Here is a 23,657-nt window from a genome sequence, read left to right on the forward strand (position 1 = left end):
TGAGCCGCAGGGGCCGCCACAGTCTGCGGCCGCCGACCCGCATCGCGTTCGACGTCGCGATCCAGGGGGCCGCTGCTGGCGGTCGTGTCGATGAGGGGACGGCGACCGTGACCCGCGACGCCTCGCCGCGCGCGTACGACTGCCGGATCACGGCAGCGCCGGATGCGTACCTCCTGGTCGTCGTTCGCTGTTGAACTCGTTCAGTTCGGACCCGAAGTCCTCGCACACCTTCCGCATGATCTCTTCGGTGCGGGTCAGCATTTCGTCGTTGAACACACCGCGCCGGTACTTCGTCACAAAGACCATGTGCACGTTAAGACTTGAAACGGACCAACGTACTACGATCATGGTCATGCAGCTTCGCTACGCCTACCGGGTGTACCCGAACGCCACCCAGCGCCGTGCGCTGGCCCAGGCGTTCGGCTGCGCCCGCGTGGTGTGGAACGACTGCCTACGCGACCGGAAGGAAGCACACGCCGCCGGTCTGCCGTATGTGACGTCGGCCGATCTGTCGCGGCTGCGGATCACGCAGGCCAAGCGCACCGAAGAACGGGCATGGCTGGCAGACGTATCGGCGGTCGTCCTGCAACAGTCCCTGCGCGACCTGGACACCGCTTACAAGAACTTCTTCGCCTCGCTCAGGGGAGAACGCAAAGGCCGCAAGGTCTCGCCGCCCCGCTTCAAGTCGAAGAAGGACACCCGCCAGGCGATCCGGCTGAACAACAACGCTTTCTCCCTCCAGGGTAACGGCACTGTGTATGTGGCCAAGATCGGCAACATCAAGGTGAAGTGGTCCCGGGCGCTGCCGACCGCACCGACCTCCCTGACGGTGGCCAAGGACTCTTCGGGCCGGTACTTCATGAGCTTCGTCGTGGACACCGAACCCGAGATCCTGCCCGAGCTGGACACCGAGACAGGTATCGACCTCGGCCTGTCCGCGTTCGCCGTCCTTTCCGACGGCCAAAAGATCAGCTCTCCGAAGTTCCTGCGGCGCGCCGAGAAGAAGCTCAAGCGGTTACAGAAGGAGGTATGCCGCAAGGCCAAAGCCCGTATCAAGGTCGCACGTCAGCACGCCAAGGTGGCGGACCGGCGCCGAGACTGGCACCACAAGGAATCCACACGCATCATCCGCGACAACCAAGCGGTGTACGTGGAAGACCTCGCGGTGTCGGGCCTCGCCCGTACCCGGCTCGCCAAGTCCGTGCACGATGCCGGATGGTCGGCGTTCGTCGACATGCTGGAGTACAAGGCCATCAAGCACGGCCGGTACTTCGCCAAGATCGCGCGCTTCGAGCCGACTTCTCAGGTCTGCTCTGCCTGCGGCGTCAAGGACGGCCCCAAGCCCTTGCATGTCCGTATGTGGATCTGCGGAAACTGCGGGACCGTCCACGACCGGGACATCAACGCCGCACGAAACATCCTGGCCGCTGGACGAGCGGACAGGCTAAACGCCTCGTGGAGCGCTGGTAAGACCAGGGCGAAAGTCCCGGCACAGCGCGTTGAAGCAGGAAGCCTCCGGAAGGGTCAGCCGACCCAGGCCGAAATCCCCGTCCTTAAGACGGGGAGTACGTCAAGGTACGCACATCGGTACTCAGAGAGGTCAGGTAGCCATGTCGAAGACGGTGACCGCACAACTGCCGGAGATCCGCGATGAACTCGCCGCCTTCTACAAGGATCTGCACCGAAATCCCGAGCTCTCGCTCCAGGAGACACACACCGCCGGTCTACTGGCTAAGCGCCTGCGCGAGGCGGGCTTCGACGAGGTGGCCGAAGGGATCGGCGTCACCGGCGTGGTCGGGGTACTGCGCAACGGCGAGGGGCCGGTGGTCATGCTCCGCGCGGACTTCGACGCGCTGCCGGTGGAGGAGAAGACCGGCCTTCCCTACGCCAGTCAGACGCGAGGCGTGGACCACGAGGGCCGTGACGTACCGGTGATGCATGCCTGCGGTCACGACATGCACGCGGCCTGCCTGACCGGCGCGGCCATGTTGCTCGCGCAGTCGCGTGACCAGTGGCGCGGCACACTGCTGGTGGTGTTCCAGCCTGCTGAGGAACTCGCGGTCGGCGCACGCGGGATGGTCGACGACGGGCTCTTCGAACGGTTCCCCAAGCCCGAGGTAGTGCTGGGCCAGCACGTCGGGCCGTTGCCCGCAGGGGTCATCGGCTACGGCACAGGACCGGTGATGGCTGCCGCGGACTCCCTCGACCTCACCCTGCACGGTCGCGGCGCCCACGGATCCCGGCCCGAGGCCTCCATCGACCCGGTGCTCATGGCGGCCAACGTGGTCACGCGGTTGCAGGGCATCGTCGCGCGGGAGGTGCCTCCGGCGGAGACCGCCGTGGTGACCGTGGGTCGCCTGCAGGCGGGCACGAAGGACAACATCATCCCCGACAAGGCCGAGTTGGGGATCAACGTCCGCACCTTCACCCCGGCGATCCGCGACAAGGTCCGCAACGCCATCGAGCGCATCGCCACTGCGGAGTCGCAGGCGAGTGGCGCGGCGGAGCCGCCGGAGTTCGCCTGGACCGGCGCCGCGCCGGCGCTGGTGAGCGATCCGGAGGCGACGCAGGCCACGGTCGCCGCGTTCGCGGAGCACTTCGGGCAGCAGCGGATCATGCCGATGCCTCAGGTGAACGCGAGCGAGGACGTGGGTGTGTTCGGTGAGGTGCTCGGGGTGCCGACCGTCTTCTGGTTCTGGGGCGGCCTGGACACCGAAACGGTTCTCGGCGCGCTCCAGGAAGGCCGGCTGGACGAGCTGCCGAGCAACCACTCCCCCCACTTCGCCCCGGTCGTCGAGCCCACCCTGAGCACGGGCGTGGAAGCACTCGTCGTAGCCGCAATGACCTGGCTCGCGGACGCGTGAACGCGGTGGTCCTGCCGGCGTTCACCGATCGCCGGCGGGCCCGTCTCCACCGAGCGTCTCCAGCAATACGTCGACGACCTCGTCCACCTCCGCGTCGGCCAGGTCCTCGAACGCCCCGGAATGGCGGGCGAGCAACACCCCGGCGACCGCCGCCACCAGCACGTCGGCCCGCAGCCCCGGCCGGTCCCTGCCCTCCCGGGCGAAGCGTGCGCGCAACGGATCCACGAGCCGGGACCGCAGTGCCGCGCGGGTGGCGTCCTGCGCGGCCCCATCGCTCAACGGCTGGACGGCGACCCTCAGCAGAGGGACAGGACCGCGGCGCTCCGCACGTTCGGCGACCTCGCGCAGGCGGGGCTCGGTGAGCAGGTCGTCCGGCACGGCGTCACCGTGTTCGGCGCGCAGCACCTCCACGTACAGCAGGGGCTTGCTGCCGAAGTAGCGTGCGATCAGGGCCGGGTCCACCCCGGCCCGCTCACCGATCTCGCGGATGGTGGTGCGGTCGTAGCCGCGCTCGGAGAAGAGTTCGGTCGCCGCCCGCAGCAGCGCCTCGCGGGTGCGGGCGGAGTTCCGGCGCGGGCCGGCGGCCGCGTCGCTCACCGGCGGCTCGGTTCGGGGCGCGCCCGCTCACCCGTGGCGACCGGAGCGACGTGCCCCGCCGCGATCACGGACGGCCGCAGCCGGGTGCCCGTGCGGGTGAGTACCACGGCGAGAATGCCGGTGATCACGAAGGCGGCGCAGCCGGCGAGGCCCGCGGTGCGATATCCGTCGTTGCTCGGCAGCGCCGCGCCGGGGTCGGTGGCGGCCTGCAGGATGACCGCGCTGAGCGCGCTGCCGGTCGAGTACCCGATGTACTTCATGACCTGATTGAAACTCATCGCGCTGCCCGTCTCCTGTGCGGGCACCCCGCCGACGATCAGGCCGGGTGTGACCGCGAAGGTGACGCCCACCCCGAGTCCGGCGAGCGCCATCATCGTGCCGATGCCCCACAGGCTGGAGCGGGCGAGCAGGAAGCAGACCAGACCCGCGAGGGAGAGCAGACAGCCCAGCGGCAGCATGCGGGCGGGCGTCGCCGCCGCGCCGAGCATCCGCACCAGGCGGCCGGTGACGAGGCTGGCCGCGGAGAACGGCACGAGCAGCAGACCGGTGACGACGATGGACGAGCCGAAGCCGTATCCGGCGGACTCGGGCGTCTGGACGTAGCGGGTGACCAGGGCGATCAACAGGTAGGTGCCGACACCGCCGACCATCGTGGTCAGGTTGGCGACGAGTACGCCGCGATCCTTGATGAGCCGTACCCGCACCAGCGGATGCGTGGAGTGCATCGAGTGCAGGACCCACCCGGCGAGCAGGACGACGGCCGCGACGGCGAGCGCGAGCAGCGGGGCGGATCCCCAGCCCCACCGCTCCCCCTCGGCCAGCGTCACCAGCAGGGCCGCCATGCCACCGGCGAGCAGCAGCGCGCCGGGGAAGTCCATCGGGATGGCGGGGCGCTTCGGCGCCGCGGGCACGACGATCACGGTGGCGGTGAGAGCGGCGGCTGCCGTGGCGACCGCGAACCAGAATCCGGCGTACATGCCGAGGTACTGGGCGAACAGGCCGGTGATCGGATAGCCGAGACCGATGCCCGCAGCGGTGGTCAGGGAGAGGGTCGCCACCGCCGACCGTGCCCGCTCCGGAGGCAGCGCGTCGCGGGCGGTGGCGATGGCGAGCGGGACGAGGCCCATGCCGACGCCCTGCAGCGCCCGGCCCACGAGGAGGCTGGTGAGCCCGAGGGGCAGGGCCGCTAGGAGACTGCCCGCCAGGACCACGGCGAGGCCGGTGAGGATCACGTTCTTGCGGTGCGGGCCGTCGCCGAGGCGCCCCATGACCGGTGTGGCGATGGCTCCCACCAGCATCGTCACCGTCAGCGCCCACTGTGCGGTGGAGACGGCGACGTGGTCCTCGGCCGCGATGGTCGGGATGAGCGGTGCGCCGAGGCTGCTGACCACGGCGACGAGCATGCCGAGCGAGACGAGGACGGGCACGAGAGCCCGTGGGTGGCGGAGTGCGGGTGCCGATATGGCAGAGGTACGCGCGGACGCCGGTATGGAGGGCTGCAAGGGAGGGGTACCGTTCTTGTCATCAGGCGATGTCATTGAATGATGACATAGTTCGGCACCCGCTCCGGCCGCCCCCACCTGAGGGGCGGCCGCGCGTCAGGTCAGTTCGTGACCCGCAACGCCCCCAACAGCATCGGCAGTGAGGCATGCAGCTCTCGTTGCCAGTACGGCCAGCTGTGGGTCCCCGGCCCGTAGAAGTTGGTCGTCACGTGCCGGGCACCCGCCTTTTCGAGCGCGTCCGCCAGGGCGTGGTTCTGCCGGTTGAAGTCCGCTTCGAGGGCGTTCGTGGCACCCGGCGGGTCCAGGGGGCCGGCCGTGCCGTCGCCGCACGACAGGTACACGGGGATCGGCTTGAGTCGCTCGGCCAGGTAGTACGGGTCATGGGCCGCCCACACATCCCGCTGCGCCACGGGGTCGCCCCAGACCCGGCGCGGGTCGTCGCCCTGGCCCGCGAAGAACCCCATGATGCGGTTCACCGACTCGTCGTTCAGCAAGGGGTGCACGGATCCGGAGTACGCCGCTGCCGCCTTGAACATGCCCGGGTGCCGGGCCGCGTACATCAGCGCGCCCTGCCCTCCCATGGACAGTCCGGCGACCACGCGACGCGGGCCCGCTCCCCAGTCGCGTTCGAGGAGTCGGCGCAGCTCCTTGGTGTGAAACGTCTCCCAGGCGGGGTCACCACCGTTCCCGTTGTTCCACCAGTCGCTGTACCAGCCGTTCCAGCCGGCCTCCGGCATGACCACGAGGACATCGCGCAGGCTGTCGATGCGGGCGACGTCGGTCTGGCTCGTCCACGACGTGTAGTCGCCGCAGCAGCCGTGCAGCAGCCAGAGGGTCGGCCAGTGCCGGCGGCGGTCGTCCGGGTTCCAGCCGTCGGGCGTGAGCAGTCGGACGTTGACGGTCCGGCCGCCGAGAGCCGGGGAGCGTACGGACAGATCCACCTGACGGTCGGCGACCTGGGTGACGGCGACGACCTCGGCACCGCGGGCATCGGCAGCCACTGACGGTGCGTTCGGTGTCAGGGTGAGCAGCAGGACGGCCAGGACGAGCAGGAGGCATCTGGCACGGCGGATCGTGGCGGCGGGCATGGCTGCTCCTGTCAGTGGGGTCATTTTCGGCCGGGGAGGATCAACAGGGCGTCTCCGACCGGGCGTTCGCCGGTCGCGTCGGACGGGGCGTTGATCACGCCTCCGCCGGCGACCATGGTGGTGGACCCGCCGCCGTCGAGGTTGATCGCGTCGCGCAGGCCCAGCGCCTTGGCGACCGCGGCGCTCTCCGGGATGCTGAGTCCGAGCGCGCCGGTGCTGCGTCCGTCGGCCGTGACGAGGACGGTTCGTCCCGCGGCGTCGACTCCGGCCAGCGTGCGCGGATTGCGTTTGTGCACCCAGCCGTAATAGAAGCTGGGGTTGCCGGGCTGGACCATGCCGTCGGCGGCCACGGTGACGTATGTACGCCTGTCCCGGACGAGCTCGGGGCCGCCGTTGAGGATGCTGGTGCTCGGGGACGGGGAGACGGTGCGGCCGTGAGAGTCCTTCAACGCGGCCTGCATCCGCAACTGGCGTCCACGCTGCGCCAGTTCGGCCAGCTGGGGGACGTAGCGTCCGGTTGCCTGCACGGAGCTGCCGCCTTCCGGCAGCGATCCGCCACGCGGCGAGCGCACCTCAAGTACCTCTCCGTGGCCGTCGAGCACGGCCTCGAGTCCTTCGCCGCTCGGAGTACGCCCGCCGAACTCGCGTGTGAAGGCGACGAGTTCGTCGTCGTCCGTGCAGGTCGCATCGTGCAGGGGCAGCGAGGTGGGCGTGTCGTCGGCCGTGCCACCGCAGTTCCTGATCAGGCCGGGGACGCGGTTGATCCCGTCCAGCGGGAGCGAGGTGCCCCGGCCGGACAGCTTGCCGTGCCAGGCGAGCCGGGCGATGCCGGTCCGCCTCCCGGAATGGTGAATCACGAGGGAGGGCCGCCCGCTCACGGGTTCACTCAGCAGCCGGCCGTCGTACACACCGACGCCGGCCGGATCCCCTGGAGCGCCGGCGTTCGGGTCGAGGACGAAGAACCCGGCGTTGACCCCTGCGGTCGCCCCGGCCGCGGCCACGAGTTGGCTGGTCGTCTCCCGGTTCTCGAGATCCGGCCCGTACGAGGCTCTCAGCGCGCCGCGGAAGCGGTGCGGGTCGATGGTGAGAACGTCGATCCGCCACGGCCCCCGGTCCGCGGGCTCCCCGTCCCACCCTTGGTACACGGCGGCCCCGGCGTATCCGGCCGTCCGCAGCCGGGTGCGCTCGGCCGTGGCCGCGGACTGCGAGCCGAACTCACCGACGCGGACGCGCCATCCGAGCGTGCCGCCCGCGAAGTCCGCCGCTGCCTGTGTGGTTACCTCCTCGGTCCGCGCCTCGAAGCCGTGTTCGCGCAGGTGGGCGACCAGGTCGTCGGCGCTCGCCCGGTCGTTGAGCGCCGACGGTGGCGCATCGGGGTCCGGTGAGCCGGCGCCGCCGGGGATGGAAACCTCGACCGTCCAGGCAAGCGCCGGGGCATCGGCGCCGCGCACGATTCGGGTGAGGGTGACACCGGGCTGGAGCTGCTGCGTCGTCCGCGTCTCGGTCAGGTCGGCGGGGCCGAGAGGCAATGCGCCGGCCGGCCTCGGGGTCGGCGCCGACGAGGCCGGAACCGCCAGGCCTCCCACGACGGCGAGGACGGACAACACCGCGCCCACGCCGAACAGTCTGCTGTTCACGTGCCCCCCACAGGACGAAGAACGGCTCTCCCGTAACGGTGCTTGTGGTCGAGACCACTCGTCAAGACATGTGCACGTCATCCCTGCATACGACCCGGCCGGAGACCGTGCACCCGGCCGATGACAGCCTCCTGGGCACGACCCGCGCCACTCAAGATCGAAAATGTGAAGGCTTCCGGAGTGGCTGGTGACAGCCCTGGACTTTCGTGTTCGCGCTGATGCAGGGTGTGCCCACCGCAGTCGGAGCTCCGTTCGGCCCGTCCCCCAATGGCCCGTGGTCACGGCTGCGCGGGCACCCGTCGGTGCCCGTCCCATTCCAGGTCAACTTCCCCCTGCCCGGGGAAAGTTGCATTTCACCATGCCCAAGGGAAGTCCAGTGAGCACTCACGGAAGACTCGTCCGCCGCTCCACCCCGCTCGTGCTCGCCGCCGCGCTCACCCTGTCGGCCACCGCCTGCAGCAAGGAACAGGCCACCACGACGGCCGGCGGCGTGAAGCTGGTCAAATCCGGCCAGTTGACGACGTGTACGCATCTCCCGTACGCCCCGTTCCAGTCGGAGAAGGGCAAGAAGATCGTCGGCTTCGACGTCGACCTGATCGATCTGGTCGCCGACGACCTCGGCCTGAAGCAGCAGATCGTGGACAAGCCCTTCGAGACGATCAAGACGGGTGCGGACCTCAACGCGGGGGTCTGCGACGTGGCTGCCGCGGGCATGACGATCACTCCCGAGCGCAAGCAGCACCTCGCCTTCTCGACCCCCTACTTCGACGCCAACCAGGCCCTGTTGGCCCGCAAGGGCGTTAAGGCGAAGTCGCTGGGCGACATCAAGAGCGGCAAGATCAAGCTGGGATCGCAGTCGGCCACCACCGGCGAGGACACCGCGCACGCCGCCGGCATCGACTCCAAGTCGTTCGAGAGCTCGGACGCCGAGCTGAACGGGCTGCGCACCGGCCAGGTGGACGTCGTCATTCAGGACTACCCGGTGGTCCAGACCTGGCTCAAGGACCCTGCCAACGCAGCGAAGTTCACCGTCAGCGGCACAGTCCAGACGGGTGAGCAGTACGGCTTCGCCGTGCGCAAGGGGGGCAACCCCAAGCTCCTCGCCGCCATCGACAAGGCCATCAAGAAGGCCAAGCAGGACGGCACGTACAAGAAGCTGTACGAGAAGTGGATCGGCCCGATGCCCGCGAAGGCCGTGTCCCAGTGACCTCCTCGCCCACTCCCGTCGTCGGGAAGGCCCCGACCCAGACGGCCCCGCGCCCCCGCCTCTCCCCGCGTCGGCGGCGCAGCATGTTCCGCGCTGCGCAGTACGTCGTCCTGGCCGGTGCGGTGATCGCCGTCGCCGTACTGGCCGACTGGCACCAGCTGCAGCAGCAGTTCCTCGAACTCTCCGTGGCCAAGCGGATGTTCCCGGACCTGCTGACGGTGGCGCTGACCAACACGGTGGCGTACACCCTGTCGGGATTCGGCGTGGGCCTCGTGCTCGGGCTGATCGTCGCCCTCATGCGGCTCTCCTCGGTCGCCCCTTATCGGTGGCTCGCCTCTCTCTACATCGAGGTGTTCCGCGGGCTGCCCGCCCTGCTCATCTTCATCTTCATCGGGGTCGGCGTCCCCCTGGCGTTCCCCGGCCTCGCCATCCCGGGTGGCGCGTACGGGCAGGTCGCCGTGGCCCTGGGGCTCGTCGCCGCCGCCTACATGGCGGAGACCATCAGGGCCGGCATCCAGGCCGTGCCCCGCGGTCAGATGGAGGCCGCGCGGACGCTGGGCATGTCCCACGCGAGGGCCATGTGGTCGATCGTCATTCCCCAGGCCTTCCGGATCATCGTTCCGCCACTCACCAACGAGCTGGTCCTTCTCTTCAAGGACTCGTCACTGGTGCTGTTCCTCGGCGTCTCCCTGCAAACACGTGAACTCACCAAATTCGGAAGGGACCTGGCCAGCGAGACCGCCAACACCACTCCCATCTTCGTGGCCGGTCTCTGCTACCTCCTGATCACCGTCCCACTGGGCTACGTGGTGCGCCGCCTGGAGGCGGGCCATGCGAAGGCACGGTGAACGATGAGCGCCGCCAGCGAGCCCTCCGGCAGCATGAGAGAACACAAGGGGACGGGCATGACGAATGCCACCACCGCCGACACACCCACACCGACCCGGGCGATCGAGATCCGCGCGCTCCACAAGTCCTTCGGTGACCTTCAGGTCCTGCGCGGCATCGACTTCACCGTCGACACAGGCGAAGTGGTGTGCGTCATCGGCCCTTCCGGGTCGGGCAAGTCGACGTTGCTGCGCTGCACCAACCTCCTCGAACAGCCCACCCAGGGCCACGTCCTCATCGCCGGAACCGACATCACCGACCCGGATGTGGACATCGACCGGCTGCGTCGCCGGATCGGCATGGTCTTCCAGCAGTTCAACCTCTTCGCGCACTTGAGCGTGCTGGACAACCTGACGATCGCCCAGCGCCGGGTGCTGGGCCGCGACAAAGCCGAAGCAGTCCAGGTGGCCCGACAGAACCTGGCCCGCGTCGGACTCGCGGACAAGGAGGACAGCTACCCGGCCCAGTTGTCGGGCGGCCAGCAGCAACGGGTGGCCATCGCCCGCGCCCTGTCGATGGGCCCCGAGCTGATGCTGTTCGACGAACCCACCAGCGCGCTCGACCCCGAACTGGTCGGCGACGTCCTGGCCGTCATGCGCGGCCTCGCGGACGACGGGATGACGATGATGGTCGTGACCCACGAGATGGGTTTCGCCCGCGAAGTGGCCGACCGTGTCGTCTTCATGGACGACGGCGTCATCGTCGAGCAGGGCACCCCTGACGAGGTCCTCAGCAACCCCCAGCACCCTCGCACCCGCGAGTTCCTGGCCCGGGTCCTGCGACCGGCGGACACCGTCACAGGGTCCTGACAGGATGTGACACTTCCCGACCCCGGACCGCCTTCCCGACCGACGACGGCCGGGAAGGCGGACGGCACACGCCCCTGACCGCCGCCCGGCGACGCGGTCACGATCCCCGACAACTCGAACGGGGAACCACCGCGCAGCCCCCGCGCCGGGGCGGGACAGCGCGGGGCAGGCATCCGGGTCAGTGCGTGGCCCGCTTGCCGATCCCGCACAGCAAGGTGTCGACGACGCGTGTGGCCAGGGCGTCCACGTCGGCGTCGGTGTCCGGCGCCTCGGCGGCGGCCTCATGGATGAGTGCGTAGTAGACGCGCCGCGCCCAGTCCAGATCCGTGTCGGGCGCGAGGAGGCCCGCATCGCGGGCGCGCGCGAACAGCCGCTCGCACCGGGCCAGTACCTCAGCGTGCACGCGCGCAGCCTCCGGGGCGTCGGCGGGGTCGCCGCCCATGGCGAAGCCCCATCCGATCTTCACGCGGAGCACGTTCGCGGTGACTTGATAGAGGGCGATCGCCGGCGGGGCGGTGTCCGGCCTTGCGGCTTCGACGGCCTCGTAGAACCTCTGCGTCGCCCAGGTGGCCAGGGCCGTGATCAGGGCGTCGCGCGAGGCGAACCGCCGGTGAACGGTGGTCCTCGCGACCCCGGCGGCCTCGGCGATCTGCTCCATCGTCGCTGCCGGGTTCACGGACAGCACCCGCTCGGCAGCTTCGAGGATCGCTCGTACGGTCCGCTCGGCGTCGGCGCGCAGCGGCTTGGCAGAGGCGGGCAGCGCCATGGGGTGCCGATCCTTCCGGGTCCGTGGGTGACTCCCACGAGGATACGACAGTGTGGCGATTCATAGATAACTTGCAACACTGATGATGCATGTTCTAATTTTGATGCATCAGGTGAGACGCAGTTATCTACGGAGGTACATCATGGACCTGCAGTTGAACGGCAAGGCTGCGCTGGTCACAGGGGCGAGCCGGGGCATCGGGCTGGCGGTCGTTCGAGCGTTGGTCGCCGAAGGCGTCCGCGTCGTCGCAGCCGCCCGCACCCCCACGCCGGAACTGAAGGCGACCGGTGCCACGCTCGTGACGGTGGACCTGTCCGATCCCGCGTCAGCCGAGCTCCTGATCACCGAGGCCGTGACCGAACTGGGCGGCATCGACATCCTGGTCAACAACGTCGGCGGCGGCGACGGAGGCCTCAGCGGCGGCTTCCTCGACATGACCGACGCGCAGTGGACGGAGGTGGTGGACCTCAACTTCTTCGCCACGGTCCGTGTCACCCGCGCCGCTCTGCCCGCCCTGCTGGCCACACGCGGCGCCATCGTCAACGTGTCCTCCATCGGAGCCCGCGTCCCGCACAGCGGACCGATCGCCTACACCACCGCCAAGGCCGCGCTCACCGCTTTCGGCAAGGCACTCGCGGAAGAGTTCGGCCCGCGCGGTGTCCGGGTGAACACGGTCTCCCCCGGGCCGGTCCGAACCGCCATGTGGGAAAGCCCCACCGGCTACGGAGCAGAACTCGCGGCATCCATGGGCATCCCGCACGCCGATCTCCTGGCCGGACTCCCCTCAGCGACGGGCATGCTCATCGACCGGCTCATCGAACCGGACGAGGTCGCCGCCCTCGTCACCTACCTCACCTCACCACTCGCCGCCGCAACCACAGGCACCGACCACCTCATCGACGGCGGATCCGTCAAAACCGCCTGACGAGCTCGCGCACGCGGCACGCCGGTTGAGGCCAGGACGGCGGCCCGAGCACCGGACCAGGACTCCGACCAGACGCGAAAGCCTCACACTGCGGCCCGAAGAGGCCGATGGTCAGAATTTCGCGACGCTCAAAGAACTGACCCTCATCGACCTGGTGCGCATGTCTCAATGACCAGAGGAACGTCTCACCGTCGACCACGAGACGCCGGGCTTTCTTGCTGTGGCGCCCCGCCAGGGCCGGCTCCGCGCTGTCGGCGCCCCACGTCCTACGCCCCTCTCAAGCATACTGAGCCGCCAGAATGCGAATCCGATTGCGCCTTCCCGGCCTGCTGCGCATCCTGCTGGGATGCGCTTCTCCATCAACATCCCGAATTTCGGCGACTTCGCCGACCCTCGTAACGTCGCCACCGTAGCGGCCGCCGCCGAACAGGCAGGCTGGGACGGGCTCTTCGTGTGGGATCACGTTCTGCACCGGCAGCACCAGGGGCGACCCTTCGGGGATCCCTGGATGCTGCTGACCGCCGCCGCGCTGACTACCTCGCGGATCCGATTGGGCACCCTACTGACACCGGTCCCCCGCTACCGGCCGCAGCAACTCGCCCGCCAGGTAGCCACCTTGGACCAGCTGAGCGGCGGCAGGGTGATCTTTGCCGCGGGGCTGGGCGGTCCGGTCGAGGACGAGTACCGCAGCTTCGGCGACACCGCCGAGCCGCGCGTCCTCGCCGAGCGACTGGACGAGGGACTGGAGCTGTTGGGATACATGTGGTCCGGCGAACCGGTGAACCACCACGGCCGCCACTACGAGGTCCGGGACGTGACGATGCTGCCCGCCACCGTGCAGCAGCCCCGCCCCCCGGTGTGGCTCGGCGGGTTCTGGCCGCGCCGTGCACCCATGCGGCGGGCAGCGCGGTGGGACGGCGCGGTGCCACTGTTCGAGACGGCCCGGCACGGGCATGTGCCGGATGCGGCGGAGGTGCGGGAACTGGTCGGCTACGTGCGCAATCACCGTACGGACGAGGAAGAACGCCCCTTCGAGTTCGTACTGGGCGGCGCCACACCCCTGGACGCGGCCCAAGCCAAGGACGTGATCGGTCCGCTGCACGATGCCGGCGCCACCTGGTGGGACGAGCGACAGATCCAGACGGGCCCCGACCTCGATCGCCTGCCCCCGGTGCTGCGTCGCATCGAGGCCGGGCCGCCGGTGCTCTAGAGAAGCGCTGTCCACAGCTGATCCGGCGTCGTCGCCTTCCAGCCGGCACACCGATGCCGGGCCCGCCCGCGATGCTCCGACCCCGCCCCCAGTCCTCAGACTGCGTACGAGAACACCAGCACTGCGACCGAGAGCCCCAGCATGCCGAGGCAGTTCACCCAGAACTCCTGCTTGAGGAACCGTGCGCGGTAGTGGGCGTACGACGCGGCCAGGAAGTAGGCGATGACCCCTGCGTTCGCGGCGAAGCCGATCCCGTCGTACTTCAGTCCGGCGATCAGTCCCGCCGTTGCCAGCAGTTTGATCGCAATCAGTGTCCACCACCAGTCACGGGGGAAGCCGACCCCGTCAAGGCAGCCCTGGATGAAGCCGGGCGGGCGGACGGAGATCAGCGCGTCGCCGAACAGGACAAGCGCCAACACTGCCGTGGGCCACCACATTTGGGGTGTCTCTGTCATTCTTCCTCTCCTGACTTGCTGATGACGAACGTGACGACGTCACGCAGTTGGGCAGTCGCGGCCTGCTCGTCGAGGGCGCCGTTCGCCGCGGTCATCAGAAGCCCCAGATAGGAGAAGTAGACGAGTCGCGCTCCTGCCCCGGCCTCGTCCGAACCGAGGCCGGATCGGGCGAGGACCTCCTGCACTTCTGCGATCAGCGTCAGGGCCAGGTCCTGGAAGATCTCCGACTCATGGCCGCCCCGCACGATGATCGCGGCGTACTCGCGCGAGAGCTCCCGGTTCCGAGCGAAATAGGTGACGAACGGCTCGAACAGCGCCATGGCTTCGTCGACGGCGTCAGCCAATACGCACGGCGGTTCGCCAGTGCGGTGATCGCTGCTGCGCGCCTTGTGTACGGCTTCGATCCAGCCGTCGAAGATCGACACGAGCAACGCGCCCTTGTCTCCGACCGCCATCACAGTCCCCGCGCTGACGCCCGCGTCGACGGCGATCTGGCGGATGGTCGTCGACTCGAACCCTTGCTCCCGGAAGAGCCGTTCGGCCGACGCGAGCACCTTTTGCCGGCTTGACTCACGCCGCTCCGCACGTGACTGAACAGGTTCACTGAACATGTTCAGCAACATACTCGAGGCCGTCGCCGATCCGCAACAGGCCTGCCGGCACCGGAGCATGACGACCGGTCCGACACCGGCATCCCCGTCCGCCGTTCACACTCCGGCTCAGGTCGCCGCGGTCGCCGTTCGCACTCCGGCTCCAGGCCGCCGCGGGCCGGCCGCATACCGCATCCCCCCTCGATCACCAGCGAGATCCCACCCATTGACGCTCCGCCCGACAGGCCGAAGAATGAGCGCCACCCCCACCTGACAACGTTGTCTTGTGAAAGGTCCCGCACATGTCGCACCACCCCAAGCAGGTCGACCGCCGGAGATTCCTGCAACTCCTCGGCTTGTCGGGCGCCCTGGCGGCCTTGCCCTCCATCGTCGGCGTGAACTCCGCCCCGGCACTGGGCAGTTCCGCCGGATCTGCCGGGTCCGCCTCGGCCCCGGACGAGATAGCCGCCACGTACCACCGCGTTCTGCTCCAGCACACCCACTGGTCCGAGACACAGTGGGACGAGGCACGGGGCTACTACACGGACAAGGACTTCGGTTTCGCCGTCGTCCTCGGCCATGCGGTGCTGCTCACCCACGGCACGTACGACAGTGGGCCCGCCGGCATCGACCGGGACGTCCTCAAGGCGCGCACGCTCGCCACCATCCGGCACTTCGCGGCGTCCAACCGACTCACGGGCGGGACCCAGTGGGGCCGCAAGCTGTTCTTCGACACCACGTTCCAGTCGTACTTCGTCCTTGCGGCGCGGCTGCTCTGGGACGACCTCGACAGCGCGACGCGTGCGAACGTCGACACCATCGTTCGTGAACAGGCCGCCTACACCGCGAAGTTGGGCACCGGTGACGACCCGGACTCGGGCGATTGGACGCCGAACGGCCTGCAGGGCGGCTACGTGGGCGACACGAAGCTGGAGGAGATGGGCCTGTACGCGCAGACCCTCGCACCCGCCCTCGCGTGGGCGCCCGACGATGCGCGCCGCCCGGAGTGGGAGTCCGCCTACGGCACCTGGTCGCGCAACGAGGCAGGGCTGCCACCTGCCGACCTGGCGAATCCAGCGCTCGTCGACGGCGTTGCCGTGTCCCGCAACACGGCCCGGAATCTGTACGACACGTTCATCGTCGAGAACCACGGCTCCTTCGGCCCGCATTACCAGGAGGAGTTGTGGCGTACCTCAGGCCGCAACGCGGCGCACTTCCTGGCCGCCGGGCAGCCGTTGCCGCAGGTGCTGACCGCACAGCCCAACGCGCTGCCGCTGTGGCACACGTTGCTGGGGGTGATGAGTGACGCCGGTGAGCCGTTGATGCCGATGGTGAACGACCGCGAGCACCTGTACGGCAGGGACGTGATCCCCCTCGCGTTCCTGGCCCAGGTGGCCGGTGACCGGGCGGCGGCACGGGCCGAACAGGCGCTGGCCGAGCGGTTGGAGGCGTACCAGAAGTATCCGCCTGAGTACCGTCTGGCGAAGTTCTCCGGTGAGCCGAAATATGAGCCGGAGGCCCGGGCCGAGGTGGCCATCAGTTATCTGCTGCATGTGTGGGCGGCTGCGAACGGCCACCGGGTCCGCCCGCTGTCCGAGGACGAGCTCTTCGCCCAGGCTTCGGGAGTGGCGGACTTCGGCACGGGACCGGGCCTTGTCTCGCACCAGACGCGGGCCGCGTGGGCGGGCGCTGTCAGCAAGTCCGGTTTTGTGAAGTTCGCCTGGCAGCCGGGCCACGACGACTGGCTGTTCAAGCTCAGCGGCGGTACGCCGATGTTCCTGCCTGCGACGACGGGCAAGGTCGGGCAGCGCACTGTCCGGCTGTACACGTCGCTGCGCGACGGCTTCGACGGCAGTGCCACCGTGTTGCGTCTGGACACCGGTTACGCGGGCTTCACGACGCTGCCGACGGGCGGGGTCGTCTATGCGACCTCCGGAACGGCCGCCGGGGAGGGGCATCTCGAGGTGCACAACCTCACCATGCCGGGGATGGCGGGCCTCGACGGCGCACGCACGTACCGCTTCGAGGAGGGAGAGGTCTCCCTGCGTGCGCAGGATGCAGGTACGCCGGCCACGGCAGCGGCGCGCGTCGACGAGGTGGGCTTCTCGCGCACCACTGTGCGGCACATCCGCATGCTCGGGGTGCGACCCGACCCGACATACGGATACTCGCTGTACGCGTTCGAGGTGCGCGACGGGGCGGACGGCTCCGACCTCGCGCGCGGCGGGACGGCCGCCACGTCCTCGTACGATCCGGGCAAGGGCCCGGAGCTGGCCTTCGACGGCGACCTGGCGACGCGATGGGCGGTCGCGAAGGCCGAACGCCCGCGCTCCGACAGCTGGTTGGCAGTGGACCTGGGTACCGCGCAAGAGGTCGACCGCGTCACGCTGCGCTGGGAAGCGGCGGCCGGGCGCGCCTATCTCGTCCAGGGTTCGACCGACGGCGAGTACTGGGAGGACCTGGCGGCCTGGCCGGTTCCCGAGGTGAGCAGCCGGGGCGGCTGGCTCGACGTCGACGGACGGGCCGGCCTTGTCGTGCGCGGCTCGGACCACCCGATCGCGGTGTACGGCGACACGATCCTGGCGGCCGACGGCCCCGCGGCGCCCGTGGTGGTCGAGGGGTATCCAGGCGTGTCGGCCAAGACGCTGCGCGCGCTCACACGGAAGGCCTCACCCACGGCTGGGAACAAGGCGATCCAGGTGGCGTTCACGGAGGAGCACCTGAGCCTGTTCAACCTGTCGGGCGAGGCGGTCACCACGACGGTGGACGTGCCGCAGTCCGGTGCAGGTCGCGTGGTGTTCCAGGGGGACCAGACGCTGACTGACAGCGGGACGTCCTACCAGGCCGAACTCCCGTCGGCCGAGGCCCTGTTGCTCCCACCCCGACTCACGGTCACTCCTGTGTCGGGCGTGGGCCGACTGCCCACTGGGCTGCGCGTGCAGGTCACGGACGGGGCCACTGTGCGGCTGTCCGGCGCCGCCTGCCGCGTCCGGGTGGAAGGACAGCATCGCAGCGAGGTCACTGTCGTGTCGCGGGGCCGTGAGACGACCGTCCGTCTGCAGGGCGCGACCGCCTTCCCCCTCGACGACTTCGCGCTCGGCCGCACCGTGTTCCCCACCAGTCCGCTGCCCGCGGGCATGTCGGACCCGGCTGCCGCGGTGGACGGCGATCCGGCGACTGCGTGGCGGCCCGGCTCCGACGGGCGCATGGTCGTCGATCTGGGTGCACGGCTGCCGGTGCGCTCGGTCGAGGTGGCCTGGACGGTGGCCGGTGCGCCCGCTCTCAAAGTGGAGGTCAGCGACGACGGTGTCGATTACCGAAGTGCGGGCCGGGTCGACGGGCGCGGGCGCAACCGGGAGCTCACCCTCGACACGTCTGCGCGATACGTCGCAGTGCAGGTCGACGGACGACTGCCCGCCGACGCCCGGATCGCACGGCTCTCCGTGCGACGCTGAGCCCGTAGGGCTCGCTTCGCGAGGGACCCCGGCCGCGCCGGTGGCCGGGGCCTCATCGTGCCGTGCGGCGCGAGGGCTTCGTTCTGCGCGATGCGGACCACGTCCTGTGTGACGCGGGCTTCGCTCCGTGCTGCGCGGGCCCCTCCGGCTCGGGCTCGACTCGCTGTGGCGCACGTGTCCCCATTGCCGCCTGCGGAACCTGGCTCAGGTGGCGTGCAGTTGCCTCAGTCGGCAGCCATCAGCCCCTCCCCCACGGGAGTGCCGATGACCATGACGCCCCAACTGCCGCCCGCCGACGCCGTGGTGAGTGCGCGCCGACTACGCATCCCTCCCGGTGCGCCACCTGGCCCACACGTGGTCAGGACACCACCTGTCAGCCTGGATCACAGCGAAGGGGAGCAGTCCCGAGAACCGTTGGTCGACACGCTGGGTGCTCCAGGCACCCCGGCCACCGGGCTCCCGCACACTGTGCGGGGGCGGACGAGACCTTCGGCCAAGGCATGATCCGGCCCCACTGAAGTGTGGGCCGTTCCATCGTGCCGGGCCGAGTGGTTCTCCCGTCGCCCCATGGGTGCCGATGAGCTGACGGCCCGGCCCCAGCAGAAAGCAAGGCAATGACCTTCGACCCCCTGGCGTTCCTCACCGCCTTCGGGCTGATCTTCCTCGCGGAACTCCCCGACAAGACCATGTTCGCCTCGCTGGCCATGGGCACCCGGATGCGGCCGCTGTATGTGTGGTTCGGCACCTCCACCGCCTTCATCGTGCATGTCGCGATCGCCATCGGCGCAGGCAGCCTGCTCAGCCTGCTTCCGGGCATGGCCGTCAAGCTGGTCTCCGCCTCCCTGTTCGCCTTCGGCGCCGTGGTCCTGCTGCGTGGCGGGGACGATGACGACGAGGAAGGCGCCGCCAAGACCGTCACCGGTTTCTGGCCCGTCTACACCACCGCCTTCATGGCCGTCTTCATCAGCGAATGGGGCGACCTCACCCAGATCACCACCGCCAACCTGGCCGCCACCAACCCCTGGCTGCCCACCGCCCTCGGCTCGGCACTCGCGCTGATGTCGGTCTCCGCCCTCGCCCTCCTGGTCGGCCGCTTCATCTCCAAGCGCGTCCCCCTCAAGACCGTGCAGCGCATCGGTGCCGCGTGCATGGCCGGACTCGCCATCTGGACCCTGATCGAGGCCTTCACCGCCTGAAGCCGCGGCGTGAGCGCCTGGCGGACTCAACGCCGGGCGCTCAGCCCTTCTCTCTACGCCCGATCGACCCACCCGGCGACGGTTCAGGGGCGCGCCTTGACTTCAAGCGCTTCAAGTATCGGAGGGTTGATGCATGGCGATGACGTACAGGTCCGGCGCGGTCGACGACGCCACACCGCTCACGATCCAGCAGGTGTCGAGGCGTACCGGGCTCTCCGAGCCGACTCTGCGCTACTACGAGAAGATCGGCCTGATCGGCGCCGTGGGGCGCGACGAGAGCAGCGGTCACCGGCGCTACAGCCCGGCTGCAGTGGAGACCATCGAGGCGCTGAGCTGCCTGCGGTCGACGGGGATGAGCGTGCGGGACATGCGCGCCTACCTCGCGCACCTCGACACCGGTGACGCGCCGCGCCTGCGCGAGCTGTTCCAGGACAACGCCGAACGCGTTGCCCAGGAGATCGAGCGCATGCGGATCCGGCTGCGCTATCTGCAGCTCAAGGCCGAGCTGTGGGCCGCGCGCGAACGTGGTGACACCGCGGCTGAGCAGCGCGCCGTCACCGAGATCACTCCCGTCGTCGCCGACCTACGTTGATGAGAAGGAAAGGCAGGCGTACGCCATGAACAACGATCTCGTTCTGGTGACAGGCGGCAGTGGCCACGTGGGGTCGCATGTGATCAAGCGATTGCTCGACGAGGGCTTCCGGGTCCGCACGACCGTCCGCTCGCCGGGCCGGGCCGACGAGGTGCGGGCCATGGTGGGCCCGCGTTCCGGGCGACTGGAGTTCGCGCAGGCGGATCTGAACGATGACGCGGGCTGGGCCGACGCCGTGGACGGATGCACGTATGTCGTGCACGTCGCGTCGCCGTTCCCGCCCGCGCAGCCGGACGATCCCGACGAGCTCATCGTCCCCGCCCGTGACGGTGCCCTCCGTGTCCTGCGGGCGGCGCGGGACGCGGGCGTGAAGCGCACCGTGCTGACGTCGTCGTTCGCCGCGGTGGGCTACAGCCGCAAGCCCGGCGACGCATACGACGAGACGGACTGGACCGACCCCGCTGACGACAACACCCCCTACGTCCGGTCCAAGGCGATCGCGGAACGGGCGGCATGGGACTTCGTCGAGACCGAGGGCGGCGGACTGGAGCTCACAGTGATCAACCCGAGCGGAATCTTCGGCCCGCTCCTCGGCCCTCATCTGTCCGCGTCCACCGGGCTGGTCAAGGCGATGCTGGACGGCTCGATGCCCGTCGTACCGCCGGTGTACTTCGGAGTGGTCGACGTGCGTGACGTGGCGGACCTGCACGTCCGGGCGCTGACCCACCCGGCCGCCGCCGGCGAACGGTTCCTCGCCTCCAACGGCCCCGCCATCAGCTTCCTCCAGCTGGCCCGGATCCTCCGCGAGCACCTCGGCGGGGCGGCGGCGCTCGCCCCGACCCGTGAACTGACCCCCGACGAAGTGCGCGAGGCCGCCGTCAGCAACCCCGCACTGCGGGACGCCGTCCGGCAGTTGGGCCGCATCCCCGTGCTCCGCACCGAGAAGGCCCGCACCGTGCTCGGCTGGGCACCGCGGGATACGGCGACCACCGTCACCGACACTGCCAAGAGCCTCATTCAGCTCAGGCTCTGCGAAGGTGAAACGACCCGGCCGGGTCAGTAGACGGTCGGCCGGGTCGCGGCGGCTCGGTTCCGGGTCGGGCGGGACCGGTCGTCGAGCTCCCGCACGCCTACGCCGAACTCCTTGGCCAGGCGTGAGCGGGTCAGGACGTAGCCGACCGTGAGGGACTGGAGTGTGGCGTGCAGGGCGACGAGGTCGACGTCATCGTCGATCAGGCCCTCCTGGCGATCCCGCCGGAACAGCTCCTGGGTGCGTTCCAGATCGGGCATCAGCCTCAACTGCGTATCGCCGTCGAGGAGTAGAAGCATCGCGAGCCGGAACGCCGAGGCGTATCGGATGCTGCCCTTCAGCACGTGCTGGGCCCGTTCGGCGATGGGTGTGGGGCTGTCCTGGAGGCGGATGGCGGCGATGCGCTCCCGCATGTTGCGGCGCAACGCCTAGCGCAACAGGTCCCGGCGGGAGCCGAAGTAGTGGTACACCAACCCGCGGTTGACCCCGGCGTGATCGGCCACCTCCCGGAGGTTCAACCCGCCGAGCACGCCGTCCCGTTCGAGCAGTTCGCGTGCAGCGCGTTCGAGTGTCCGGGCGGTGAGTTCGCTGTCCATCGACGGGCCGGAGGCCTTCTCGTTCTTGCCCATGACCTCACCCTACGACGCGGCGTCAGTGCGACCTCCTCATCGTAGGGTGCCCATCGACCGCCGCACCGGGCCGTCAGCCGACCGAAGGAACCGCGGTCCCGGATCCGCTTCGGGTGAGGCGGGAGCGCCGCCGCGTCGCGATCGCAATGGCCGTCCCGATACCCGCGATCAGCAGTCCGATCCCACAGAAGATCAGCGGAATCAGCCACAGAGAGACAAACCCGTCGATCTTCGCATCCCCCGGGTCATCGGCGCGGTACAGGACGTCAACCCGCTCGCCCGTGTCGTACGCCGGTGGATTGGAACCCATTGAGCTCCGGAATGTCGTCAGCTCTCCGCCGGCCGGCGTGAACTCGACCACCGGGTGCGCCGTGGGCCCGCTGCTCTGCCGTGACTTGCTGGACGAGCTGACATTGCCGCCCTCCCACTCCAGGTACACCACGGTTCCCTTGGCGCGCTCCGCATCCGTCACGAACGAGATCGACACCCCTCCCACGATCGCCCCGATGGCGAAGAACAGCGTCCCGAAGGCGATGACCCCGAACGTGATCCACCAGCCGGCACTCCGCCGCCCACGTACCTGAACCTGCACAACGTCCCTCTCACTTGTCCGGAGTGAGAGGACGCTATCCCAGGTGCAAAGACCGCCGCGCACCCGCCCCCACGCTGGTCAGGCAGGGGGCAGCAATCCGCCCGCCCCTCGACGCCGACGCCCTGTGCCTCCCGCGGCGTGACCGCCGGCGCGAGTCCGAGCGCCGCCGCCGAGCCGCTCCGGACGAAGATCGCCTGACGGGCGGAGGAACTGCCCGGCGAATCCCTGCGCATGACGATCGGTGATGTCGTCGCCGCACCCAAGGACCCCAAGTCCGTCCGGAGCAGCGGCTGTCGCGCACCCGCCGGCCAGACCTAGTGCGACAACGTCAGAATCATCAGGGTGCACGGCTGGTGGTGCATCACCACCGTCTCCTCCGTCGGGCAGGACGGCGAGATCGTGCTCGGCGGCGCCACGCCCCGCGCGACGATCCACTCCGCAGGCTTTCGCACACATGGCTCGGGCCATCACGCTCGGATCCGGCGGGACCACGAGATCCGGCGGGACAGCTGGTCCGGCCGGCGCGCCTGCGGCGAGCGCGGCCACACCCCTTGGACAACCGCCCAACACCAGACCCACGGAACCGTCTCAGGACCCTGCCCGCGCGGACGGGTCGGCACGTACAACCACCGGCTCGAGGTCGAGGTCGCCGGCATCCAGGCGGACGGCTCCCCGGCCGCGAGCGCCGGCCTCCGCGCGGACTGCGGTACGGGCATCAGCTGGGCGCACGCAGGGACACCACGGACGGGCGAGGTCAGTTGTTCCCGCCGTACGCCGCCGCGATCTCCTCCGACTGCGCCCACCGGCTGCCCGTCGGCTGCTGCGGCCAGCCCTCCGGCGAGTCCTGCCACTCCTCCTGGCGGCCGTACGGCAGCAGGTCGGCCAGGCCGAACAGATGGCTCAACTGCTCGACGCCGCGGCCGTCGGTGTGCCAGGTCCGGTACACCTTGTCGCCGTCGCGCAGGAACACGTTGACCGCGAATCCGGCGTTCGGCGGGGCGCCGACGTCGCTGCCGAACGAGCTGTTCGCCGTCGAGTACCACGTCATCTCGTTGCCGACCTTGCGCTTGTAGGCGAGCGCCTCGTCGATCGGGCCCTGGGTGACGATCACGAACCGGGCGTCGAACTTCTCCAGGCCCATGAGTCGGGTGAACTGGGTCGTGAAGCCGGTGCAGCCGCTGCACTGCCACTCCGCGTCCTCGAACCACATGTGGTTGTAGACGATCAGCTGCGGGTGGTCGCCGAAGATCTCCGCGAGGCGGACGGGGCCGTCCTCGCCCTCCAGTACGTAGTCGGGCATCTCGACCATCGGCAGCTGCCGGCGCTGGGCGGCGATGGCGTCGAGCTCCCGGGTGGCGGCCTTCTCCCGGACGCGCAGCGCCGCCAGCTCCTTCTGCCAGGTGGCCGCGTCGACGACGGACGGCAGGGCGTTTTCGGTGGTGGGCATGGTGCCTCCGGACGGATCTGGTGCCTGTCTGGGAGTACCGACTCCCGGGGCGACCGGAAGTCATCGGTCGCCCCCCAGCAAGATCGCACCGGCGACGGCTACCGGCATCTCCAAGGCATGATCAGCTTCGAGGCCCGAATGGTCGGCTTCGAGGCCCGCATGATCAGCCCACCGGCCG

At 69.5% G+C, this 23,657-nt stretch carries 22 protein-coding genes and 1 pseudogene; 11 read left to right on the forward strand and 12 right to left on the reverse strand.

Going from position 1 to position 23,657, the window contains the following annotated elements:
* Positions 1–183: 183 nt before the first annotated feature.
* Positions 184–354: pseudogene (locus tag ACWFR4_RS31450) on the reverse strand (transposase); the annotation flags it as partial.
* Here ACWFR4_RS31450 and ACWFR4_RS31455 point away from each other — a divergent pair.
* Together ACWFR4_RS31455 and ACWFR4_RS31460 are read left to right on the forward strand one after the other, a co-directional pair.
* Complete coding sequence (locus tag ACWFR4_RS31455) at positions 353–1,654, forward strand: RNA-guided endonuclease InsQ/TnpB family protein (RefSeq protein ID WP_453469197.1); 1,302 nt, start codon at positions 353–355, stop codon at positions 1,652–1,654. The pseudogene ACWFR4_RS31450 and the gene ACWFR4_RS31455 sit on opposite strands and share 2 nt — an antisense overlap.
* Positions 1,611–2,864, forward strand: coding sequence for an amidohydrolase (locus ACWFR4_RS31460; RefSeq protein WP_453655575.1), 1,254 nt, complete (start codon positions 1,611–1,613; stop codon positions 2,862–2,864). Before ACWFR4_RS31455 ends, ACWFR4_RS31460 begins: the two co-directional genes overlap by 44 nt.
* 21 nt (positions 2,865–2,885) lie before the next feature.
* On the opposite strand, the gene ACWFR4_RS31465 is transcribed toward ACWFR4_RS31460, so the two are convergent.
* The 4 genes from ACWFR4_RS31465 to ACWFR4_RS31480 all read right to left on the reverse strand — a co-directional run bounded on the left by ACWFR4_RS31465 (position 2,886) and on the right by ACWFR4_RS31480 (position 7,688).
* Positions 2,886–3,461, reverse strand: a complete 576-nt coding sequence (locus ACWFR4_RS31465) for a TetR/AcrR family transcriptional regulator (RefSeq protein WP_453469195.1) — start codon at positions 3,459–3,461, stop codon at positions 2,886–2,888.
* On the reverse strand, positions 3,458–4,888 hold the full coding sequence (locus ACWFR4_RS31470; RefSeq protein WP_453655576.1) for an MFS transporter: 1,431 nt from the start codon (positions 4,886–4,888) through the stop codon (positions 3,458–3,460). The genes ACWFR4_RS31465 and ACWFR4_RS31470 overlap by 4 nt, the downstream gene beginning before the upstream one ends.
* Before the next feature lie 176 nt (positions 4,889–5,064).
* On the reverse strand, positions 5,065–6,051 hold the full coding sequence (locus tag ACWFR4_RS31475) for an alpha/beta hydrolase (protein WP_453655577.1): 987 nt from the start codon (positions 6,049–6,051) through the stop codon (positions 5,065–5,067).
* A gap of 20 nt (positions 6,052–6,071) precedes the next feature.
* Entirely contained in the window at positions 6,072–7,688 is a 1,617-nt protein-coding gene (locus tag ACWFR4_RS31480; protein WP_453655578.1) for a phosphodiester glycosidase family protein, read from the reverse strand.
* A 358-nt stretch (positions 7,689–8,046) separates the two neighbouring features.
* On the opposite strand from ACWFR4_RS31480, the gene ACWFR4_RS31485 reads away from it, so the two are divergent.
* From ACWFR4_RS31485 to ACWFR4_RS31495, 3 genes are all read left to right on the forward strand, one after another.
* On the forward strand, positions 8,047–8,895 hold the full coding sequence (locus tag ACWFR4_RS31485; RefSeq protein ID WP_453655579.1) for an ABC transporter substrate-binding protein: 849 nt from the start codon (positions 8,047–8,049) through the stop codon (positions 8,893–8,895).
* An 83-nt stretch (positions 8,896–8,978) separates the two neighbouring features.
* Positions 8,979–9,743: an amino acid ABC transporter permease gene (locus ACWFR4_RS31490; protein WP_453469654.1), complete on the forward strand. Its 765-nt coding sequence runs from the start codon at positions 8,979–8,981 to the stop codon at positions 9,741–9,743.
* A gap of 57 nt (positions 9,744–9,800) precedes the next feature.
* A complete protein-coding gene (locus tag ACWFR4_RS31495; RefSeq protein ID WP_453655580.1) occupies positions 9,801–10,592 on the forward strand; it encodes an amino acid ABC transporter ATP-binding protein in 792 nt (263 codons plus the stop codon).
* A gap of 178 nt (positions 10,593–10,770) precedes the next feature.
* Here ACWFR4_RS31495 and ACWFR4_RS31500 read toward each other — a convergent pair whose 3' ends face one another.
* A complete protein-coding gene (locus ACWFR4_RS31500; protein ID WP_453469776.1) occupies positions 10,771–11,358 on the reverse strand; it encodes a TetR/AcrR family transcriptional regulator in 588 nt (195 codons plus the stop codon).
* A 142-nt stretch (positions 11,359–11,500) separates the two neighbouring features.
* On the opposite strand from ACWFR4_RS31500, the gene ACWFR4_RS31505 reads away from it, so the two are divergent.
* Together ACWFR4_RS31505 and ACWFR4_RS31510 are read left to right on the forward strand one after the other, a co-directional pair.
* On the forward strand, positions 11,501–12,283 hold the full coding sequence (locus ACWFR4_RS31505) for an SDR family NAD(P)-dependent oxidoreductase (protein WP_453655581.1): 783 nt from the start codon (positions 11,501–11,503) through the stop codon (positions 12,281–12,283).
* Between the two features lie 346 nt (positions 12,284–12,629).
* The gene (locus ACWFR4_RS31510; protein ID WP_453655582.1) at positions 12,630–13,493 is read left to right on the forward strand and encodes an LLM class flavin-dependent oxidoreductase; all 864 of its coding nucleotides are present in this window, start codon (positions 12,630–12,632) and stop codon (positions 13,491–13,493) included.
* Between the two features lie 95 nt (positions 13,494–13,588).
* On the opposite strand, the gene ACWFR4_RS31515 is transcribed toward ACWFR4_RS31510, so the two are convergent.
* Together ACWFR4_RS31515 and ACWFR4_RS31520 are read right to left on the reverse strand one after the other, a co-directional pair.
* Entirely contained in the window at positions 13,589–13,948 is a 360-nt protein-coding gene (locus tag ACWFR4_RS31515; RefSeq protein ID WP_453469439.1) for a DoxX family protein, read from the reverse strand.
* A complete protein-coding gene (locus ACWFR4_RS31520) occupies positions 13,945–14,571 on the reverse strand; it encodes a TetR/AcrR family transcriptional regulator (protein ID WP_453655583.1) in 627 nt (208 codons plus the stop codon). Before ACWFR4_RS31520 ends, ACWFR4_RS31515 begins: the two co-directional genes overlap by 4 nt.
* 269 nt (positions 14,572–14,840) lie before the next feature.
* Between ACWFR4_RS31520 and ACWFR4_RS31525 the strand changes: the two genes are divergently transcribed.
* From ACWFR4_RS31525 to ACWFR4_RS31540, 4 genes are all read left to right on the forward strand, one after another.
* Positions 14,841–17,993, forward strand: a complete 3,153-nt coding sequence (locus tag ACWFR4_RS31525; RefSeq protein ID WP_453655584.1) for a discoidin domain-containing protein — start codon at positions 14,841–14,843, stop codon at positions 17,991–17,993.
* A 614-nt stretch (positions 17,994–18,607) separates the two neighbouring features.
* Positions 18,608–19,189 carry a TMEM165/GDT1 family protein gene (locus ACWFR4_RS31530; RefSeq protein WP_453469047.1) on the forward strand — a complete coding sequence of 194 codons (582 nt, stop codon included), beginning with the start codon at positions 18,608–18,610 and terminating at the stop codon, positions 19,187–19,189.
* 133 nt (positions 19,190–19,322) lie between these two features.
* A complete protein-coding gene (locus ACWFR4_RS31535; protein WP_453469048.1) occupies positions 19,323–19,781 on the forward strand; it encodes a MerR family transcriptional regulator in 459 nt (152 codons plus the stop codon).
* A 25-nt stretch (positions 19,782–19,806) separates the two neighbouring features.
* Positions 19,807–20,844: an SDR family oxidoreductase gene (locus tag ACWFR4_RS31540; protein WP_453469049.1), complete on the forward strand. Its 1,038-nt coding sequence runs from the start codon at positions 19,807–19,809 to the stop codon at positions 20,842–20,844.
* On the opposite strand, the gene ACWFR4_RS31545 is transcribed toward ACWFR4_RS31540, so the two are convergent.
* From ACWFR4_RS31545 to ACWFR4_RS31560, 4 genes are all read right to left on the reverse strand, one after another.
* The gene (locus tag ACWFR4_RS31545) at positions 20,838–21,224 is read right to left on the reverse strand and encodes a hypothetical protein (protein ID WP_453469050.1); all 387 of its coding nucleotides are present in this window, start codon (positions 21,222–21,224) and stop codon (positions 20,838–20,840) included. The two genes, ACWFR4_RS31540 and ACWFR4_RS31545, sit on opposite strands and share 7 nt — an antisense overlap.
* A gap of 15 nt (positions 21,225–21,239) precedes the next feature.
* The gene (locus ACWFR4_RS31550) at positions 21,240–21,440 is read right to left on the reverse strand and encodes a helix-turn-helix domain-containing protein (protein WP_453469051.1); all 201 of its coding nucleotides are present in this window, start codon (positions 21,438–21,440) and stop codon (positions 21,240–21,242) included.
* A gap of 73 nt (positions 21,441–21,513) precedes the next feature.
* On the reverse strand, positions 21,514–21,927 hold the full coding sequence (locus ACWFR4_RS31555) for a DUF3592 domain-containing protein (protein WP_453655585.1): 414 nt from the start codon (positions 21,925–21,927) through the stop codon (positions 21,514–21,516).
* Positions 21,928–22,786: 859 nt separating this feature from the next.
* The gene (locus tag ACWFR4_RS31560; protein ID WP_453655586.1) at positions 22,787–23,479 is read right to left on the reverse strand and encodes a DUF899 family protein; all 693 of its coding nucleotides are present in this window, start codon (positions 23,477–23,479) and stop codon (positions 22,787–22,789) included.
* Between the last annotated feature and the right edge of the window lie 178 nt (positions 23,480–23,657).

This window comes from Streptomyces sp. NPDC055140 (assembly GCF_053607285.1).

Bases quoted from the DNA above. Each gene is read 5' to 3' on its own strand.
- ACWFR4_RS31455 (WP_453469197.1), top strand. From the start codon at position 353: ATGCAGCTTCGCTACGCCTACCGGGTGTACCCGAACGCCACCCAGCGC.
- ACWFR4_RS31460 (WP_453655575.1), top strand. From the start codon at position 1,611: ATGTCGAAGACGGTGACCGCACAACTGCCGGAGATCCGCGATGAACTC.
- ACWFR4_RS31475 (WP_453655577.1), bottom strand. From the start codon at position 6,051: ATGCCCGCCGCCACGATCCGCCGTGCCAGATGCCTCCTGCTCGTCCTG.
- ACWFR4_RS31485 (WP_453655579.1), top strand. From the start codon at position 8,047: ATGCCCAAGGGAAGTCCAGTGAGCACTCACGGAAGACTCGTCCGCCGC.
- ACWFR4_RS31490 (WP_453469654.1), top strand. From the start codon at position 8,979: ATGTTCCGCGCTGCGCAGTACGTCGTCCTGGCCGGTGCGGTGATCGCC.
- ACWFR4_RS31495 (WP_453655580.1), top strand. From the start codon at position 9,801: ATGACGAATGCCACCACCGCCGACACACCCACACCGACCCGGGCGATC.
- ACWFR4_RS31500 (WP_453469776.1), bottom strand. From the start codon at position 11,358: ATGGCGCTGCCCGCCTCTGCCAAGCCGCTGCGCGCCGACGCCGAGCGG.
- ACWFR4_RS31505 (WP_453655581.1), top strand. From the start codon at position 11,501: ATGGACCTGCAGTTGAACGGCAAGGCTGCGCTGGTCACAGGGGCGAGC.
- ACWFR4_RS31510 (WP_453655582.1), top strand. From the start codon at position 12,630: ATGCGCTTCTCCATCAACATCCCGAATTTCGGCGACTTCGCCGACCCT.
- ACWFR4_RS31515 (WP_453469439.1), bottom strand. From the start codon at position 13,948: ATGACAGAGACACCCCAAATGTGGTGGCCCACGGCAGTGTTGGCGCTT.
- ACWFR4_RS31520 (WP_453655583.1), bottom strand. From the start codon at position 14,571: ATGTTGCTGAACATGTTCAGTGAACCTGTTCAGTCACGTGCGGAGCGG.
- ACWFR4_RS31525 (WP_453655584.1), top strand. From the start codon at position 14,841: ATGTCGCACCACCCCAAGCAGGTCGACCGCCGGAGATTCCTGCAACTC.
- ACWFR4_RS31530 (WP_453469047.1), top strand. From the start codon at position 18,608: ATGACCTTCGACCCCCTGGCGTTCCTCACCGCCTTCGGGCTGATCTTC.
- ACWFR4_RS31535 (WP_453469048.1), top strand. From the start codon at position 19,323: ATGGCGATGACGTACAGGTCCGGCGCGGTCGACGACGCCACACCGCTC.
- ACWFR4_RS31540 (WP_453469049.1), top strand. From the start codon at position 19,807: ATGAACAACGATCTCGTTCTGGTGACAGGCGGCAGTGGCCACGTGGGG.
- ACWFR4_RS31545 (WP_453469050.1), bottom strand. From the start codon at position 21,224: ATGCGGGAGCGCATCGCCGCCATCCGCCTCCAGGACAGCCCCACACCC.
- ACWFR4_RS31550 (WP_453469051.1), bottom strand. From the start codon at position 21,440: ATGGGCAAGAACGAGAAGGCCTCCGGCCCGTCGATGGACAGCGAACTC.
- ACWFR4_RS31560 (WP_453655586.1), bottom strand. From the start codon at position 23,479: ATGCCCACCACCGAAAACGCCCTGCCGTCCGTCGTCGACGCGGCCACC.